The organism is Streptomyces erythrochromogenes (assembly GCF_036170895.1).
Taxonomy (GTDB): Bacteria; Actinomycetota; Actinomycetes; order Streptomycetales; family Streptomycetaceae; genus Streptomyces; species Streptomyces erythrochromogenes.
This window is the reverse complement of the sequence record NZ_CP108036.1, coordinates 2,057,963-2,074,619: the sequence shown is the minus strand read 5'-3', so window position 1 is coordinate 2,074,619 and position 16,657 is coordinate 2,057,963. Positions and strand designations below refer to the sequence as shown.

The window sequence follows — 16,657 nt, the reverse complement described above, 5'->3', positions numbered from 1 at the left end:
CGCACCCGGGGACGGCCCCGGCCCCGGGCCGGCGGCTCACCCGAACGGGAGCCGGGCCGTTTCGCGGCGCACCGGCACGGGGAACCGGTGAGTCCGCGGACGGCCGTTGCGACGGCCACAGCCACGGCGGAGTGCGACGGAGGGTGCGGAACATGGCGCAGCGGGATGCGGCACCGAACGGCGACGGAGAACTGCACGACATCGTGTCGGCCGTCTCCAGGGGCGCGCCGGAGTACCGGCAGTGCCCCCACCCCCTGTACGCGGCCCTGCGCGAGCAGGCCCCGGTGTGCCGGCTGACCCCGCCCCACGGGGTCGACACGTACCTGATCACCCGCCACGACGACGCCCGCGACGCCCTGTCGGACCCCCGGTTCAGCAAGGACATGCGCGGCGCCATCGACACCTACCACGCCGTGTACGGCAGCTTCTTCGACGCGCTCGACGACAACGTCCTCTTCTCGGACCCGCCCCGGCACACCCGGCTGCGCCGCATCCTGCGCAGCGCCTTCACCCCGCGGCGGGTGGAGCAGATGCGTCCGAGGATCACCGAGATCGCCGAGACGATCCTCGGCGAGTGCCGCGGGGCCGGCACGGTCGACCTGATGGCCTCGTTCGCGTTCCCGCTGCCCGTCGCGGTCCTGTGCGAACTCATGGGCATCCCGCAGGAGGACCGTCCGGAGATCCTGGAGCAGTTCGCGGTGGTGACGCGCTCCCGGTTCGACCCCAGCCGCAGGGCGGAGCTGAAGGCGGCCGAAGAGCGGCTCCAGCACCGGCTGGAGCGGCTCATCTCGGACACCCGCGACCACCCGTCGGACACCTTCCTCAGCGACCTCCTCCAGGCGGAGGAACGGCTGGACGACCCCGAACTGGTCGCGTCGCTGTGGGTCCTGTTCTTCGCCGGACACAAGACCACCGCCTACCAGATCGGGAACTCCGTCCTCAACCTGCTGCTCCACCCCGACCAGGCGGCCAGGCTCCGCGAGGACCCCCGGCTCATCCCGGGGGCGGTCGAGGAGATGCTGCGCTTCGAGGGGTCGGTGGAGACCTCGACCTTCCGGTACGCGGCCGAGGAGGCCCGGATCCGGGACACGGTGATCCCCAAGGGCTCCCTGGTGCAGATCGCGATCGCCTCGGCCAACCGGGACCCGGAGAGGTTCGACGCGCCCGACGAGCTGGACGTGACCCGCGAGGGACTCCAGGGCACGCACCTGGGCTTCGGCCACGGCACCCACTACTGCCTGGGGGCGCCGCTGGCGCGGCTCGAACTCGAGATCGCGCTCGCCTGCCTGCTGCGGGAGTTCCCGGACATGGAGCCCGCAGACCTGGAGGAGACCCGGGGCGCGTGGCTGAAGGGACCGGTGGCGGCCTTCCGGGGACTCGAGCACCTCCGGATCGTCCTGGAGCCGTCGCGCCGGGACGGCGACCCGGGCGACCCGGACCGCGACCCGGGCGAGCCGACCCTGGCCTCCGTGGCCTCCGGAAAGTGACCCAGACCCATGGGCGGTGGATTGGCATGACGGATTCCGTGAGTACCCCCGCACTGCGGCTCCTGGGAACGCCGGCGGACGAACTGCGCATCGCCGCGGTGGGCACCAGCGAGGTCATCCGGATCGCCCGGGGGCCCTCGGCGCCGGGCGCGGACACGGCGGGCACCGTCCACTCGAAGATCGACATGCACCATCACTTCTGCGCCCCGGAGTGGCGCGAGTGGGCCGTGCACCACGGGCTGGTCAAGCCGGAGCAACTGCCGCCGTGGACCCGCCTCGACACCGAGGCGACGATCCGCTTCATGGACGACGCGGGCATCACGACCGCCGTCCTCAAGCCGATGCTGCCGGCGCCCTACCGCTCGTCGGCCCAGCTGCGCGAGGCGATCAACATCACGCTGCGGTCGATGACGGAGGTGGCGGCCTCCCATCCGGGACGGTTCTCGTACTACGTGCCGCTCTTCCTGGACGACCAGGAGGCGTCGTCCTGGGCGGTGCGCCGCGGTCTCGGGCAGCTCGGCGCCGTCGGCGTCAACGTGACCGCCAACTACGGGGGCGTCTACCTCGGGGACCCCGCCTACGACCGGCTGTTCCACGAGCTGAACGAGCGCTCCGCGGTGGTGGACACCCACCCGCACAACCTCCCGGGCGGCCCGCCCGGCCCGCCGGGCGCGTCGACCGTTCCGGGCATCCCGAACTTCGTGTGCGACTTCCTGCTGGACACCACCCGGGCCGCGGTGAACATGATCAGCCGCAGGACGCTGGACCGCTTCCCGGACATCTCCGTGGTCCTGCCGCACGCCGGCGGCTTCCTGCCGTACATCGCGACGCGCCTGCAGGCCCTCGGGCGGTTCTGCGAACCGAGCGTCGAGCCCGCCGCCGTCCGCGACCACCTGAGCCGCTTCTACTACGACACCGCGGGTCCCATGGCGCCCGCCGCGACCCTGCTGGAGCACGTGCCGGCCGACCACGTCCTGTTCGGCACGGACTGGCCCGCCGCCCCCGCGGACACGGTCACGGACCTGGCCCTGCCCGCCCTCGACGCGGACCCGGCCTTCACCCCGGAGCAGCTGCGGGGGATCTACCACGACAACGCCATGCGGCTGATCCCGCAGCTGGCGACGGCCTGAGGGACACGCCAGGGGGTGAGGGCCGCACGGCGCGGCCCGCACCCCCTGGCGGTGATCGCGTGGTCCCGCGGTCAGACGAGCTTGGCGCTCAGGGTGATCGTGGTGCCCGTCAGGGCCTGGCTCACCGGGCAGTTCTTCTTGGCGTCCTCGGCGGCGGCGGCGAAGGCGGCCTCGTCCAGCCCCGGGACCGTGCCCTCGACGGACAGGTGGATGCCCGTGATGCCCTCACCCGGCTGGAAGGTGACGTCGGCCTTGGTCTCCAGGCGGGTGGGCGGGGTGCCCGCGCCCGCGAGGCCGTGGGAGAGCGCCATCGAGTAGCAGCTGGAGTGGGCGGCGGCGATCAGCTCTTCGGGGCTGGTCTTGCCGTTCGCGGCCTCGGAGCGCGCGGGCCAGGAGACGTCGTACGAACCGATGCCCGAGGAGTCGAGGCTGACGACGCCCTTGCCCTTCAGCAGGTCGCCTTCCCAGACGGTGTGCGCGTGACGCGTGGTGGCCATGGTGGTCCCTTCGCAGATGGTGGGAAACGGCCGGGCTCCCCGAGGGGTGCCCGGCGCTCCCAAACCTACTGGGACACCAGGGGTTTCGCGTCGCGCGCCAGCGCGGTGAGCCGCGATATGGCGCGGAAGTACTTCTTCCGATAGCCGCCGTTCAGCATGTCCTCACTGAACAGCTTGTCGAAGGGGACCCCGGAGGCCAGGACCGGGACCTCGCGGTCGTACAGCCGGTCGGCGAGGACCACCAGCCGCAGCGCCGTGGACTGGTCCGGCACCGGGCCGACGTCGGTCAGGCAGACGGCCGTGATCCCGTCGGTCAGCGCGCCGTACCGGCTCGGGTGCACCCGGGCCAGGTGTTCCAGCAGGCCGGGGAAGTCGTCCAGGCTCGCGCCCTCGGTCGCGTACGCGGCCTTGGTGACCTGCTCGTCCGAGAACGGCGCCGGGGCCTCCGGCAGGCCGCGGTGGCGGTAGTCCTGGCCGTCGATCCGCAGCGGCCGGAAGTGCGCCGACAGCCCCTGGATCTCCCGCAGGAAGTCGGCGGCGGCGAAGCGGCCCTCGCCGAGCTTGCCGGGCAGCGTGTTGGAGGTGGCGGCCAGCGCCACGCCCTGCTCGACGAGGCGGCTGAGCAGGGAGGACACCAGCACGGTGTCGCCCGGGTCGTCCAGTTCGAACTCGTCGATGCACAGCAGCCTGTGCCCGCCCAGGGTCTGCACGGTCTGCTGGAAGCCGAGCGCGCCCACCAGGTTCGTGAGCTCCACGAAGGTGCCGAAGGCCTTGAGCGCGGGCTCGGCCGGGGTGGCGTGCCACAGGGAGGCGAGCAGGTGCGTCTTGCCGACGCCGTAGCCGCCGTCGAGGTAGACCCCGCGGGGCGCGGCGGGAGCCGCCGGCTTCTTGGAGAACCAGCGCTTCTTGCCCGAGCCGCTCGCGTGCGCCCCGCCCAGGCCCGCGGCGAAGCCGCTCAGCACGGTGACGGCCTCGGCCTGGCTCGGCTGGGCCGGGTCGAGGTTGTAGGTGTCGAAGCGGACGGAGTCGAACCGCGGCGGCGGCACCATCTCGGCCACCAGCCGTTCGGCGGGAACCCGCGGCTCGCGCGCGCACAGGGCCTGCGGCCCGGCGTCGGCTATCGGGGGCCGGCCGGAGGTGTAACCGGAGGTGGAGAGTGATGTCGACACAGCCCTTAACTCTACGGGGCGTGGCACACTGCACCGATGCGACGCCTGTTCCCTGTGACCGATCAGACACCAGCCCGGAGCCAGGACGGGGCGGACCGGGAGTGGTCGCTCGACGAGCTCGCGGACGCCTACGCGTACCCCGCCCTGGCGGCGGACGGCCGCTGGCTGCGGGCCAACATGGTCTCCACCCTGGACGGCGCCGCCCAGCACGAAGGCCGCTCGCAGCCCATCTCCGGCGAGACCGACATGCGTATCTTCGGCACCCTGCGAGCGCTGGCCGACGTGGTGGTCGTCGGCGCGGAAACGGTTCGCCAGGAGGGCTACCGCCCGGCCCGCGCCCGGGAGGCCTTCGCGGCCCGCCGCGAGGCCGCGGGACAGGGCCCGGCCCCCGCCATCGCGGTGGTCACCGCGAGCATGGACCTGGACTTCTCCCTGCCCCTGTTCACCTCCCCGCTGGTGCCGACCCTGGTGGTCACCGGCGCCGTCGCGCCCTCCGACCGGGTGGCCGAGGCGGAGGCCGCCGGCGCCGAGGTGGTGGTGGCCGGCGAGGGTGCGGCCGTGGACGCGGCCCGGGCCGTGCGGGAGCTCGCCGCGCGCGGGCTGCGCCGCCAGCTCACCGAGGGCGGGCCCCGGCTGCTGGGCCAGTTCGTGGCGGCCGACGTGCTGGACGAGCTGTGCCTGACGATCTCCCCGACGCTCACGGCGGGCGGCGCCCAGCGCATCGCCGGAGGCCCATCCGTCACCGTTCCGCACCGGCTCGCGCCCGCCTGCGTCCTGGAGGAGGCCGGGTTCCTGTTCACGAGCTACCGTCGGATCTGACAAGGGGCGGAATTTCCCGTTCCGCTTTGCTTCCGCTGGGCACATATACCTGCGCAGGCCCCGTGCGAGAGCGGGGCAGGATGGTTTCCGCAGGGGCCGGCCGGCCGGCCTCGGCCCATGAAGGAGAGGGCGTCCGTGTTCACGAGCGTATTGATGATCGAGCAGCCGCTGACCACGGTGGACGTGGACTTCGTCACCAGCCTCCACGGAGACGACCCGGTCTCCTTCGTCGTCCTCATGCAACCCCGGGGCGACCAGGACCGACTGCTGCGCGCCATCGACGACGTAGCGCTCGGTGAGCTCCCCGAGGCCATCCGTGAGGGTGACGAACCCGAGGGCGAGGACGCGCTCGGCCCCGCCGCGCACGCCCTCGCGCACTCCCTGAACGCCCTGCGCCAGAAGGGCGCCAAGGCCGTCGGGCAGATCGTCGAGAAGCATCCGCTCGACAAGCTGCAGTCGGTCGTGGACGAGACCGGGGCCGACGAGGTGATCGTCCTGACCTCCCCGCACTTCGTGGAGGAGTTCTTCCACCGGGACTGGGCCTCCCGGGCGCGCCACAAGGTCGGCGTTCCCGTGCTCAAGCTCTTCGCCCACAACGAATAGGCTTGGGCCCCAGAGCCCGACGCACACAAGCACCGCACTCGATCCTGGAGCGACCTGAATGAAGCCCGGCCTGCCGACCGCCATGGAACGGCCCCACTTCATCGGCATCGGCGGCGCCGGAATGTCCGGCATCGCGAAGATCCTGGCCCAGCGCGGAGGGAAGGTCGCCGGCAGTGACGCCCGCGGCGACTCCGAGACCGCCGAGGCGCTGCGCGCCCACGGCGTCACGGTCCACGGCGGGCACGCGGCCGGCAACCTCGCCGCCGACTCCACCTGCGTGGTCGTCTCCAGCGCCATCCGCGCCGACAACCCCGAGCTGGCCCGCGCCGCAGAGCTCGGCATCCCCGTCGTGCACCGCTCCGACGCCCTCGCCGCGCTGATGGACGGACTGCGCCCGATCGCCGTCGCCGGTACGCACGGCAAGACCACGACCACCTCGATGCTGGCGGTCTCCCTCTCGGCCCTGGGCCTGGACCCCTCCTACGCCATCGGCGGCGACCTGGACGCCCCGGGCTCCAACGCCCACCACGGCGAGGGCGACATCTTCGTGGCCGAGGCCGACGAGAGCGACCGCACGTTCCACAAGTACACCCCGCAGGTCGCGATCATCCTCAACGCGGAGCTCGACCACCACGCGAACTACGCGTCGATCGAGGAGATCTACGAGTCCTTCGAGACCTTCGTCGGCAAGGTCGTGCCCGGTGGCACCCTGGTCGTCGCCCACGGCCAGGAGGGCGCCGCCGAGATCGCCCGCCGCGTCGCGGGCAAGGAGGGCCTGACCGTCGTGACGTACGGCGAGGAGGAGGGCGCCGACATCCGGATCACCAAGATCACCCCGCGTGGCCTGACCAGCGAGGTCACCGTGGTCCTGGACGGCCGGATGCTCACCTTCACCGTCTCCGTCCCCGGCCGCCACTACGCGCACAACGCCGTCGCGGCCCTCGCCGCGGGCGTGGCCCTCGGCATCCCCGCGCACAACCTGGCCTCCGCGCTCGGCAAGTACACCGGCGTCAAGCGCCGCCTCCAGCTCAAGGGCGAAGCCGCCGGCGTGCAGGTCATCGACTCCTACGCGCACCACCCCACCGAGATGAACGCCGACCTGGAGGCCATCCGCGGAGCCGCCGGCGACTCCCGCATCCTGGTCGTCTTCCAGCCGCACCTGTTCTCCCGCACCCAGGAGCTGGGCAAGGAGATGGGCCAGGCGCTGGCCCTCGCCGACGCCTCCGTCGTCCTGGACATCTACCCCGCCCGCGAGGACCCGATCCCCGGCGTGACCAGCGACATCATCATCGCTGCCGCCCGGGCCGCGGGCGCCGACGTCACCGCCGAGCACGACAAGGCGGCCGTCGCCGACGTCATCGCGGGAATGGCCAAGCCCGGCGATCTCGTTCTCACCATGGGCGCGGGAGATGTCACGGACCTCGGTCCGGCCATCCTCGCCCGCCTTTCGAGCTGACGGAACGAGGGAGCGGAAGAGTCATGTCGTACGAGGTCGAGAAGACGGACGAGCAGTGGCAGGCGGAGCTGACCCCGTCCGAATACCAGGTGCTGCGCCTCGCCGGCACCGAGCCGGCCTTCCGCGGTGAGTACACCGACACCAAGACGGAGGGCGTCTACTCCTGCCGCGCCTGCGGGGCCGAGCTGTTCCGCTCCTCGGAGAAGTTCGACTCGCACTGCGGCTGGCCGTCCTTCTTCGACCCGAAGGACACCGACGCCGTCGAGCTGCTCGCCGACACCTCGCACGGCATGGTCCGCACCGAGGTCCGCTGCGCGAAGTGCGGCTCCCACCTGGGCCACGTCTTCGAGGGCGAGGGCTACCCGACGCCCACGGACCAGCGGTACTGCATCAACAGCATCTCGCTGCGCCTGACCCCGGCCCCGGACGCGGGCTGACCTCCAGGCCAGGACGGTTCAGGGCCGCTCGGGCTGTACAGACCGCACAGGACATCGGTGGGCCCTCCCGGCCCCGTGCGGGCCGGGAGGGCCCACCCCTGTGCGCGCTCAGCCGCTGCACTGGGTCAGTTCGCCGCCCTGGCGGACGCTGTACTGGCCGGGCGGCACGTTCATGACCTGGAAGCCGCCGTTCTGGGCGATCTCGACCGTCCCGCCGAAGCCGGCCGACCCGTACACGTAGGCCGGGCCCGGGGTGAAGCCTCCGCCGGACAGGTGCACCTTGCCGTTCTCGAGGACCCCGGAGGTCGAACACGTCGCGGCCGGGACGGCGGCCGGCGGGGTGTGCGGGACCGCCGCGAGGGCGGCGGGGGCGGCGACGAACGAGGCGGCCACGAGGGGGCCGAGGACGAGGAGCCGTGTGCGCCGGTTCATGAGTCTTCCTTACCGGGAGGAAACGGGAGGCCGCGGGCCGCACGGCGCGGGCCGCGAGGACCGTTCTTCCATCGTCACCCCGCCCCCTGCCCGGTGCGAGCGGAGGGGCTGCTGGCCGGAACCGGACGGGGATGGTGTCGAGGACGTCGCGGTTCGATTCCGATCCGGTCTCTGGCCTGGGGTGATCCGACGGAGATAGCACGGCCGGCGTGTGAAGACACCTATCCGTTTCTTCCGTCTGTCTGGTTATGATCGGCCCCTCACATCCCGTCACAACCAGACCGGTTGTGGCCGTCCCCTCTGCAGTGCCGTGCCCGGTCCGGCCGTTCGGCCATCCTTGACGTCCCCACGCCCCCGCTCCCGAGGACCGATGTCTCCCATAGAACCCGAAGGCGTAAGAGGGAAGTCGACGCCGCGTCGGTGGCGCAACGTGCGCCTGCGCACCCTCCTCATCTGGCTGGCAGTGGTCCCCACCGTGGCGATGGGCACCCAAGTCACGGTGTCCGCGCAACGGTTGCTGGAGCAGTCGGCCCAACTGCGGGCCGACGTGGAGGCCGCCGAGCGGGTCGGAGCCCCGCTCTACACGCTGATGGTCGACATGCAGGCGGAGCGGACGGCGACCGCCTCCCTGTGGGCGGGCACCGCCGGGTCCGAGGGCGAACTGCGCGTACGGCGCGCCGCCACGGACTCCGCCGCCGCCGAGTTCCGCGTGCTCGCCGACGATCCCTCGCGGTCCTTCACGGAAGTGACCCGGCAGCTCGAAAAACTGGCCGCCTACCGCCAGCGCGCGGACACCCGCAGCGGCGCCGCCGACAGCACCCTCGCCTACTACTCCGAGGTCATCGGCAAGGTCATCCAGGTCTACCAGCAGGAGTTCAGCCACGCGGAGGACGCCGAACTCGCCCAGGCGAGCCGCCCCGTGGTCTCGATGCTCCAGGCCACCGAGATGGTCGCGCGCGAGGACACCGTCCTGGCCCTCGCCGGGCCGTCCGGAGAGCTGAGCTTCGTCGGCTACGACCAGTTCGTCAGCTCCCTGGGAGCCCAGCGCTACCTGCACGAAGCCCTGATCGTGCCGCACCTGACGGCGCGGGACGAGCGGTTCTACGAGCGGGTCGTCGGCTCCGAGGACTGGCAGGAGAAGACGCGCATCGAGAACGCGGTCCTCTCCGGGCACAAGGACACCGTCTCGGGCATCAAACTCCCCGGCGAGGTGAGCGGCTGGTCGTCCGCGCACGCCAACTTCTCCGTGCAGATGACCACGCTCAACATCGACCTGGCGCGTTCGGTGCTCGCCCGCGGCGAGGCCAAGGCCGCGGAGCTGCAGGCCGAGGTCGCCTGGCTGATAGCCGGCAGCGGCGGCGGGCTGCTGGCCGTCGTCGTCGTGGTCGTGTTCACGACCCGGTCGGTCCTCCGCCGCCTGCACGACCTGCACGAACGCACGGTGACCGTGGCCGAGCAGACCCTCCCGGACGTCGTCGCCCGGCTCCAGCGCGGACAGACCGTGGACCCGGAGGCCCTGCCGGCCGTGAGCGGGGACCGGGACGAGGTCGGCCGCATCAGCGACGCGTTCGCCCGGGCCGTCGCCGTGTCGGTGGACGGCCACCGCCGGCTCGCCGCCGAGCGCCACGGGTTCGGCCTGTTCGCCTCGGGCATCGCCTCGCGCACCGGAAACCTCGTGAGCCGCCAGCTGAGCCTCACCGAGGACCTCCAGGACACCTTCGGCCACGACGAGGCCCTGCTCGCCCAGCTGATGCGGTCCGACCAGCTGACGGTCGGCATGCGGCGGCAGATCGAGAACCTCCTGATCCTGGCGGGCGGCGAGGTCCCCGACCCGCACACCGAGCCCATGCGCGTCGCCGACCTGCTGCGCGAAGCCGCCGCGGAGGTCGAGGACTTCCGGCGCATCGAGCGGCAGGCCCTGGACGAGACCAGCGTGGAGCCGAGCGCCATCAGCCAGATCAGCCACCTGCTGGCCGAGCTGCTGGACAACGCCACCCGGTTCTCCCCGCCGAAGTCCAAGGTGGTCATCCGCGCCGAACTGGTCGCGGACGGCCTGTCGGTCGAGATCGAGGACCGCGGCCCGAGGGTCACCCCCGAGCGGTACGAGGAGATGAACGGGCGCCTGCACCAGGCTCCGCCGTACTCCGTCCTCGCGCAGAACGCCCACCGGCTCGGCCTGTTCGTCGTGGGCCACCTCGCCGACCAGCTCGGCGCCACGGTCACCCTGCGCCGCTCGGTGTACGGGGGCACCTGCGCCGTGGTGGTCCTGCCCGCGGAACTGCTGCTGCCGAGCGAGGGGGAGACCCCGCGCGAGCCCGCCCGCCGCGAGCCAGCCCACCGCGAACCCGCGCTCGTGGGCGCGGTATCGGCCCCGGCCGCGGCCCCTGCCGCCGAGGCCGCTCCCGCCCCCGCTCCCGCCGAGGAGCACGAGCCCGAGCACGTGCCGGAGCCGGAGCCGGAGCCGGAGCCGGTGGCGCACACGAGCGCCGGACTGCCCAGCCGCCGTACCAAGACGCCCCGGCACGCGCCCGCCACCGCACTCGCGGCCCGGCCGGCCCCGGCGGCCGCCCTCGCGCGGCCGGCCCTCCCCGAGCGGGTCCCGCAGACCCACATAGCCGACGAACTGCGCGCGCCCCACGCGCCGGAATCACAGGTCCCCCAGGACACCGCGACACCCGAAGAGGTCGCCGACGCCTGGGCGGACTACGAACAGGGGACCCAGACAGTGGAAGAAGAGCTCCGACGGGATCAGCCATGACCACCTCATCGAACACCGCGGCATCCAACGACGCGATCTACAGCGTCCTCGACAACAACCTGAGCAGGATCGCCGGCATCCAGGGAGCCGTGCTCCTGTCCAACGACGGCATCCGGCTCAGCGACTACCTGCTGGACCAGCCCCAGGCCGAGCGCATGGCGGCCGCCGCCTCCGGCATCGCCTCCACGATGAAGGCGATATCCCGGGAGATCGACGGCGGCCGCGTCATCCGCCAGCTCGTCGAGATGGACGACAGGTACCTGTGCATCGTCGGGTGCGGTGAAGGCAGCACGCTCATCGTGGTGACCTCCCGCAAGGCGCGCCTCGGCGAGCTGGGCGGCGAGGCCGTACGCACCGCGCAGGCGCTCGGCGAATGGCTGGGCACCCCCGAGCGCGGCCAGGCGCCGAACTCGTAATGCCGCAGGACGAGCCGCCACAGCCCGCGAGCCGCCGCCGTACGCGGCTGTACGCCCTCACCGACGGCCGTACCGCCGCTGAGCACACCGTCCTGACCATGGACACCACCATCACGGCGGCGGTCGCCGGCGACGCGCACGGGGGACTGCCCACCGAGTGGCAGGAGATCCTCGTGATGTGCGCGCCGCCGGGCGGGCGCGCGGTCGCGGAGATAGCGGCCCGGATGAACATCCGCCTCACGCCGATGACGCTGCTCCTCGGCGAACTCGCCGACCGCGGGCTGATCAACCACCGGCCGCCCCTGGCGGCCTCCGACACCACCGACGTCAACCTGCTCATGAGAATCAGGGACAACCTTGCCCGGATATGACACGCCCGCCCCGCCCTCCTCCCGGGAACCGGCCCCGGTCAAGATCCTCATCGCCGGCGGCTTCGGAGTCGGCAAGACCACCCTGGTGCAGACGATCTCCGAGATCGAGCCGCTGCGGACGGAGGAGCGGCTGACGGCCGCGGGCATCGGCGTCGACGACCTCGACGGCATCGAGTCCAAGACCCTCACCACCGTCGCGATGGACTTCGGCCGGATCACCCTCACCGACGCCGGAGTCGTCCTCTACCTGTTCGGCACACCGGGCCAGGAACGCTTCTGGTTCATGTGGGACGACCTCCTGGGCGGCGCCCTCGGGGCGATCGTGCTGGTCGACACCCGGCGCCTCGACCGCAGCTTCCCGGCCGTCGACTTCTTCGAGAGCCGCGGCCTGCCCTTCGTGGTCGGCGCGAACTGCTTCCACGGCGAACAGCCCTACACCGCCGAGGAGATCGGCGCGGCGCTGCACCTGCGCGACCCGAACACCCCCGTCCTCATGCTCGACGCCCGCTCGCGCACCGACGTCCGCGCGTCCCTGCTCTCCCTCCTCGACGTGCTCATAGACAAGGCACAGCAACCCGAGGCGGCCGTCACCGGCTGACCACCCCCGCCCCACCCGGCAGCGCATCCAGGTGGTCCGCCAGGGTGCGGTGCGGGGTCCAGCCCCGGGAGCGGGCCCGGGCCAGGTCCAGGACCACCGGGTGGGCCAGCTGGTCCACCGCGTAGCGGCTGAGGGCCGGCTCGGCGGTCGGGAGCGCCTCAGCGATCCGGGCCGCCGCACGGGCGGCCCGCAGCGGCAGGTGGCGGACGCGGGCCCGGACGCCGTGCGCGTCCAGTACGGCGCGGACCGCGGCGTCGCGCCCGTACGGCTGCCCGTCGGCCACGTTGTACGCCCCCGGCGGCCAGGCCGCGGCCGCGAGGCAGGCCTCCGCCAGGTTCTCCACCGCCGTCAGGCTGAGCCGCACGTCCGGGCCCGGCAGCAGCAGGGTGCCCGCCCGGACCCGTGACAGCAGCCGCGGCAGCAGCGTGGTGTCGCCCGGTCCGTACACCGCGCGCGGGCGCAGCACCACCGCCCCGGCGGCCAGCGCCAGGGCCTCGCCCGCCGCCTTCGTCCGGCCGTAGGCGTTCAACTGGCCGGCGCGCGGATGGTCCTCGCCGACCAGGGAGCGGTCCAGGCGCGGGTCGTAGACGCTGGCGCTGCTCACCCACACCACCGGCCGTCCCGCGGCGGCCCGCATCAGCCGCTCCGTGCCGGCGACGTTGACCTCGTGCATCAGCGCCTCCGCCGCGGAGCCGGGGGAGGGGTCGCCGACCGCCGCCGCGCAGTGCACCACCAGGTCCACCCCGGTGAGGTCCGGGTCGCCGGCGGTCGCATCCCAGAAGCGGTGCCCGCCCACCGGGCCCGGTCTGCGCCCCAGGCCCACCACCCGCGCACCGGCCGCGGCGGCGGTGCGCGCCACGTGCCCGCCGCAGAAGCCGCTCGCGCCCGTGACCGCGATCATGACGCCGCCCGTACGCACAGCCTCCGCCAGCCCGGCAGCGCCGCACCCCGGTCCACCCGGGCCCGCGTCACCACCGGCCGGTACGGGGCCAGAGCCGCCAGTACGTCGGCCAGCTGGACGGACGCCAGCCGGGCTCCGGGGCAGGCGTGCGCGCCGGCCCCGAACACCAGCCGGGACAGGGCCGGTTCCGCGGGCCCGCGGGCGTCCGGGTCGCGCCGGTGCGCGTCCGCCGCGTGCCGGGCGACCAGCAGCAGCCGGTCTCCGGCCCGCACCGGGCAGCCGCCGACCGTGCCGTCCGCGGCGGCCACGCGCGGCAGCAGCGGCGAGGCGGCCGTGACCCGCAGCAGCTCGGCAGCCAGCACCGGGCGCAGCGCCGCGTCACCGGCCTGGTCCCACAGCCCGGCGTCGGCGCACCAGGCCACGGCCCGCGGCAGCGCCGCGACCGTGGTGTTCACGGCGGCCACCGCCACCATCGCGACCAGTGCGCCGTCGGCCTGGCCCAGGCCGTGTCCGTGCCGCGTCGTCGCCCGCCGGTCCGCCGCACGGCGGTCTTCCCCCGCCTCGCCGTCGCGTGCACCGGACGCCGCCGAACCCGCCCTCGGGGCGGCCGGAGCCGCTGCGCGGACACTTCCCAGCAGGTCCCGCAGCCGTCCGGCGGCCCTGGCCGCATCGGCCTCGGCGCGGGGGCGGCGCGGCCCGGGCAGGTGGCTGCGTACGGAGGCGGCCGCGGCCTCGGAGGCGGCCCGGGCGACCTCGCACGGATCGGCGCCGGAACCCAGCAGGGCGCACACCACCGTCCCGGACAGCTCGCGGGCCAGCTCGACGAGGTCCACCTCGCCGCCCGCGGCGAGCGGCGCGAGGCGGCGTGCGAGCAGGGGCTGCCACCGCGCCCGCAGCTCCTCCACGCCGGCCGCGCCGAGGCCGGCGGCCAGGTCACGCCGGTCGGCCCGGTGCTCGCCGCCCTCCTGGTCGAAGAGCACACCGCCGTCGCCCGCCAGCGCGGAGCGCGCCGCGCCGCCCGTCGTACCGGCCGCCGTCCGGTCGAGCGGCAGCCGCGTCAGGGCCTGCCGGTAGGCGTCCGCCCCGTGCACCAGCAGGGTGCCGCCGATCCGGCGGACGGGCCGGCCGCGCGTCGCGGCGAGCAGCCCGAACAGCACCGGGTGCCCGCCCAGGTAGACCCGCCGGTCGCGGCGCCGCGCCCGGGCGTGGGACGTCGGGTTCTTCGGGGACTTCGGGGACTTCAGGGCCGTCTGGGCCATCAGGGCTTTGCCTCCGTGGATCGGCCGGCCGGGAAGGCCGGGGGGTGCACCGGGTGCCGCCGGGGCCGAGGCCGCGCACCCGGTCGTGGACCGGCGGCGCGGGTCATCGCGCCGGGCCCAGGCGCCGCGCCGCCAGCGCGGCCGTCGCGGCACGGTCCGGTTTGTGCGAGCGCCCCGACAGCGGGATCCGAGCGAGGAGCACCTCGTCGGGGCGGGCCGTGCCCATGCGGGCGACCGGCTCCGACAGGGCCGCGCGCAGGGCCGGTTCGTCCGCGCCGCGCCGCGGTTGCACGACGGCGACGAGGCGTTCGTCGCCGTCGCCCGCCGGGATCCCGACGAGCACGGCCAGCTCCACCCCCGGCACGTGCAGGGCGGGCTCGTACAGGCCCGGGTAGATGTTCTCGGCCCGGCGCAGCACCATGTCCTTGCACCGGCCCTCCAGGACGATCCGGCCCGTGTCGTCCAGCCGCGCCCGGTCGCCCGTACGCACCCACGGGTCGGGCTCCTCCCCGAGGTAGCGGTGGCGGGCCGCCGGCCCGGACAGCAGCAGCTGCCCGTCCTCGTCCCGTTCGGCCCGTACGCCGGGCAGCGGCGCCCCGACCAGGTCCCCGGGCCCGTCGAAGGCGGACTTCTCCCGGGACTCGACCGCGGCGGCGGGGAACAGCTCGGTGAGCGCGTACACGCCCCACGCCTCGGCAGCGCCCGCCTCCCGTACGCGTTCCAGCAGGCCGGCGCCGGCCGGTGCGGAGCCCGTCCACACCCGGCCGTGGAAGCGGGCGCCCGCGCCCAGCGCGTCCCGCAGCCGGGGCGGGGTCAGGTAGCTGTCGCAGGGCCGCAGCCGGTGCAACTGCCGTGCCAGCAGGCGGGTGCCCGCGGCCGGAAGGGCCACGGGGGCGCCGCGCGTCAGCGAGGGGACGAGGACGAAGAAGGTGCCGCCGAGCACCGGGTCGTCCCCGCGGGCGTCGAAGAGGGACGACACCGTGGCCATGCCGGCCGACAGGCTCGCCCGGGTGTGCACCACCGCCCGCGGCCGGGAGGTGGTCCCGGAGGTGAACACGATCACCGCGTCGGCGTCGCCGTCCACGGAGGCGTGCGCGGGGACGCCGAGCCTCTGTGCCCCCAGGTCCAGGGCGGGCGCGCACCCCGGCAGCCGGGGCCCGACCGTGGCCACCGGCCCCAGGCCGGCCAGGTCGGGCAGCGCGAGCCCGGCCCGCCGGGCCAGCGGCCGGGCCCAGCCCGCCACCGCCTGCGCGGCCGCGTCGGCCAGCACCAGCGCGGGCCGCGCCAGCGCCAGCCGGGCGCGCAGCACGTCGGGCCCGGCGCCCGGGTCCAGGACGGCCCCGCGCAGGCCGAGGCGCCACAGGGCGAGCAGGACGGCGAGGGCCCGCGGCCCGGGGCGCACGGCGACCCCGACGGTGTCCCCGGCCCGCAGTCCGCGCGCGTGCAGGGCGGCGGCGAACGCGTCCGCCAGCTCCGCGAGTTCGCCGCGGGTGGCCCGCACGCGCGGTGCGCCGGTACGGGTGGCGGTGAGCACGGCGGGCCGCTCGGGGCGACTGCGCAGCGCGTGGTCGAGTCGGTCCAGCATCAGCGGGGGTCGTCCGTTCCGTGCGTGCCGCTGCCCTGGTCCAGGTACCAGCGGGCGGTGCCGGCGAGCCCGTAGGCCCGCAGGCGCCGCGTCGAGTTCTCCACGACCATCTCCCGGCAGTGGACGATCCGGTCGGTGTGGCGGCGTACGGCGTTGAGGAAGAGCCGGTCGGTCGGCGAGGGGCGCCGCGGCATGCCGCCGACGGCCAGGTACAGCTCGGCGGTGATCGCCATGTTGTTCCCGGCGTGCATGCGGTACGGCGCCCGGTAGCCGTGCCGGCGGGCGTGCCGCGGCCGCAGCCGGCCGAAGAGCGCGGCGAGCGCCACCAGCGCGCCGAAACCGGCCCGGCCCAGCGGGCCGTGCTCGTCGCGGCGGGCGGTGATCCGCCCGCACACGAGCCCGGGGCGGCGGGTGAGCGCGGTCCGCGCGGCCCCCGTCCAGCCGGGCCGCGGCAGGCAGTCGGCGTCGGTGCGGGCGAGCAGCCGCGCTCCGCGCGCGATCGCGTACCGGAAGCCGGTGTCCACGGCGGAGCCGACGCCCTTCTCGGGCTCTTCGATCACCTCCACCGGGAAGGGCGCGTGCGCCGCGAACTCCCGGGCGACGGCGCCGGTGCGGTCCGCCGAGGCGTTGTCGACGACCAGCAGGGTGAAGTCCCGGTCGCGCTGCGCGGCGAGCGCCCGCAGGGTGTCCGCGAGCCGGGCCTCCTCCTCGTGCGCGGGTACGACGACCCACATGCGGC

Annotated in this window: 17 protein-coding genes; 10 read left to right on the top strand and 7 right to left on the bottom strand. The window is 74.3% G+C overall.

Going from position 1 to position 16,657, the window contains the following annotated elements; translation table 11 throughout:
• The first annotated feature begins 152 nt into the window (after positions 1-152).
• Positions 153-1,487, top strand: coding sequence for a cytochrome P450 family protein (locus OHA91_RS09530; protein ID WP_328739043.1), 1,335 nt, complete (start codon positions 153-155; stop codon positions 1,485-1,487).
• 38 nt (positions 1,488-1,525) lie between these two features.
• The gene (locus tag OHA91_RS09525) at positions 1,526-2,617 is read left to right on the top strand and encodes an amidohydrolase family protein (RefSeq protein ID WP_245240111.1); all 1,092 of its coding nucleotides are present in this window, start codon (positions 1,526-1,528) and stop codon (positions 2,615-2,617) included.
• Between the two features lie 71 nt (positions 2,618-2,688).
• Here OHA91_RS09525 and OHA91_RS09520 read toward each other — a convergent pair whose 3' ends face one another.
• Positions 2,689-3,114 carry an OsmC family peroxiredoxin gene (locus tag OHA91_RS09520; protein WP_031151218.1) on the bottom strand — a complete coding sequence of 142 codons (426 nt, stop codon included), beginning with the start codon at positions 3,112-3,114 and terminating at the stop codon, positions 2,689-2,691.
• Between the two features lie 65 nt (positions 3,115-3,179).
• Entirely contained in the window at positions 3,180-4,235 is a 1,056-nt protein-coding gene (gene zapE / locus OHA91_RS09515; RefSeq protein WP_381627066.1) for a cell division protein ZapE, read from the bottom strand.
• Between the two features lie 84 nt (positions 4,236-4,319).
• Between zapE and OHA91_RS09510 the strand changes: the two genes are divergently transcribed.
• The 4 genes from OHA91_RS09510 to msrB all read left to right on the top strand — a co-directional run bounded on the left by OHA91_RS09510 (position 4,320) and on the right by msrB (position 7,598).
• Complete coding sequence (locus OHA91_RS09510; RefSeq protein WP_328739042.1) at positions 4,320-5,102, top strand: pyrimidine reductase family protein; 783 nt, start codon at positions 4,320-4,322, stop codon at positions 5,100-5,102.
• Positions 5,103-5,237: 135 nt separating this feature from the next.
• Entirely contained in the window at positions 5,238-5,705 is a 468-nt protein-coding gene (locus OHA91_RS09505; RefSeq protein WP_037632411.1) for a hypothetical protein, read from the top strand.
• A gap of 58 nt (positions 5,706-5,763) precedes the next feature.
• Positions 5,764-7,161 carry a UDP-N-acetylmuramate--L-alanine ligase gene (gene murC, locus OHA91_RS09500; RefSeq protein ID WP_328739041.1) on the top strand — a complete coding sequence of 466 codons (1,398 nt, stop codon included), beginning with the start codon at positions 5,764-5,766 and terminating at the stop codon, positions 7,159-7,161.
• A gap of 23 nt (positions 7,162-7,184) precedes the next feature.
• Positions 7,185-7,598: a peptide-methionine (R)-S-oxide reductase MsrB gene (msrB, locus tag OHA91_RS09495; protein ID WP_031151228.1), complete on the top strand. Its 414-nt coding sequence runs from the start codon at positions 7,185-7,187 to the stop codon at positions 7,596-7,598.
• A gap of 108 nt (positions 7,599-7,706) precedes the next feature.
• Here the strand turns inward: msrB and OHA91_RS09490 are convergent, their stop codons facing one another.
• On the bottom strand, positions 7,707-8,030 hold the full coding sequence (locus OHA91_RS09490; RefSeq protein WP_031151230.1) for a hypothetical protein: 324 nt from the start codon (positions 8,028-8,030) through the stop codon (positions 7,707-7,709).
• A gap of 430 nt (positions 8,031-8,460) precedes the next feature.
• On the opposite strand from OHA91_RS09490, the gene OHA91_RS09485 reads away from it, so the two are divergent.
• From OHA91_RS09485 to OHA91_RS09470, 4 genes are read left to right on the top strand one after another with little or no spacing between them, the layout of a single operon-like run.
• Positions 8,461-10,788, top strand: a complete 2,328-nt coding sequence (locus OHA91_RS09485) for a sensor histidine kinase (protein WP_328739040.1) — start codon at positions 8,461-8,463, stop codon at positions 10,786-10,788.
• Positions 10,785-11,204: a roadblock/LC7 domain-containing protein gene (locus OHA91_RS09480; RefSeq protein ID WP_030824337.1), complete on the top strand. Its 420-nt coding sequence runs from the start codon at positions 10,785-10,787 to the stop codon at positions 11,202-11,204. The genes OHA91_RS09485 and OHA91_RS09480 overlap by 4 nt, the downstream gene beginning before the upstream one ends.
• A complete protein-coding gene (locus OHA91_RS09475; protein ID WP_031151238.1) occupies positions 11,204-11,575 on the top strand; it encodes a DUF742 domain-containing protein in 372 nt (123 codons plus the stop codon). Before OHA91_RS09480 ends, OHA91_RS09475 begins: the two co-directional genes overlap by 1 nt.
• The gene (locus OHA91_RS09470) at positions 11,562-12,173 is read left to right on the top strand and encodes a GTP-binding protein (RefSeq protein ID WP_031151240.1); all 612 of its coding nucleotides are present in this window, start codon (positions 11,562-11,564) and stop codon (positions 12,171-12,173) included. The genes OHA91_RS09475 and OHA91_RS09470 overlap by 14 nt, the downstream gene beginning before the upstream one ends.
• Here the strand turns inward: OHA91_RS09470 and OHA91_RS09465 are convergent.
• From OHA91_RS09465 to OHA91_RS09450, 4 genes are all read right to left on the bottom strand, one after another.
• Positions 12,163-13,074 (bottom strand): NAD-dependent epimerase/dehydratase family protein, encoded by a 912-nt coding sequence (locus OHA91_RS09465; RefSeq protein ID WP_328739038.1) that lies wholly within the window; start codon positions 13,072-13,074, stop codon positions 12,163-12,165. The genes OHA91_RS09470 and OHA91_RS09465 overlap by 11 nt on opposite strands.
• Positions 13,071-14,333 (bottom strand): cytochrome P450 family protein, encoded by a 1,263-nt coding sequence (locus tag OHA91_RS09460; RefSeq protein WP_328739037.1) that lies wholly within the window; start codon positions 14,331-14,333, stop codon positions 13,071-13,073. Before OHA91_RS09460 ends, OHA91_RS09465 begins: the two co-directional genes overlap by 4 nt.
• 103 nt (positions 14,334-14,436) lie before the next feature.
• Entirely contained in the window at positions 14,437-15,918 is a 1,482-nt protein-coding gene (locus tag OHA91_RS09455; protein ID WP_266492856.1) for a class I adenylate-forming enzyme family protein, read from the bottom strand.
• Positions 15,918-16,652, bottom strand: a complete 735-nt coding sequence (locus OHA91_RS09450; protein ID WP_266496802.1) for a glycosyltransferase family 2 protein — start codon at positions 16,650-16,652, stop codon at positions 15,918-15,920. The genes OHA91_RS09455 and OHA91_RS09450 overlap by 1 nt, the downstream gene beginning before the upstream one ends.
• Positions 16,653-16,657 lie beyond the last annotated feature (5 nt).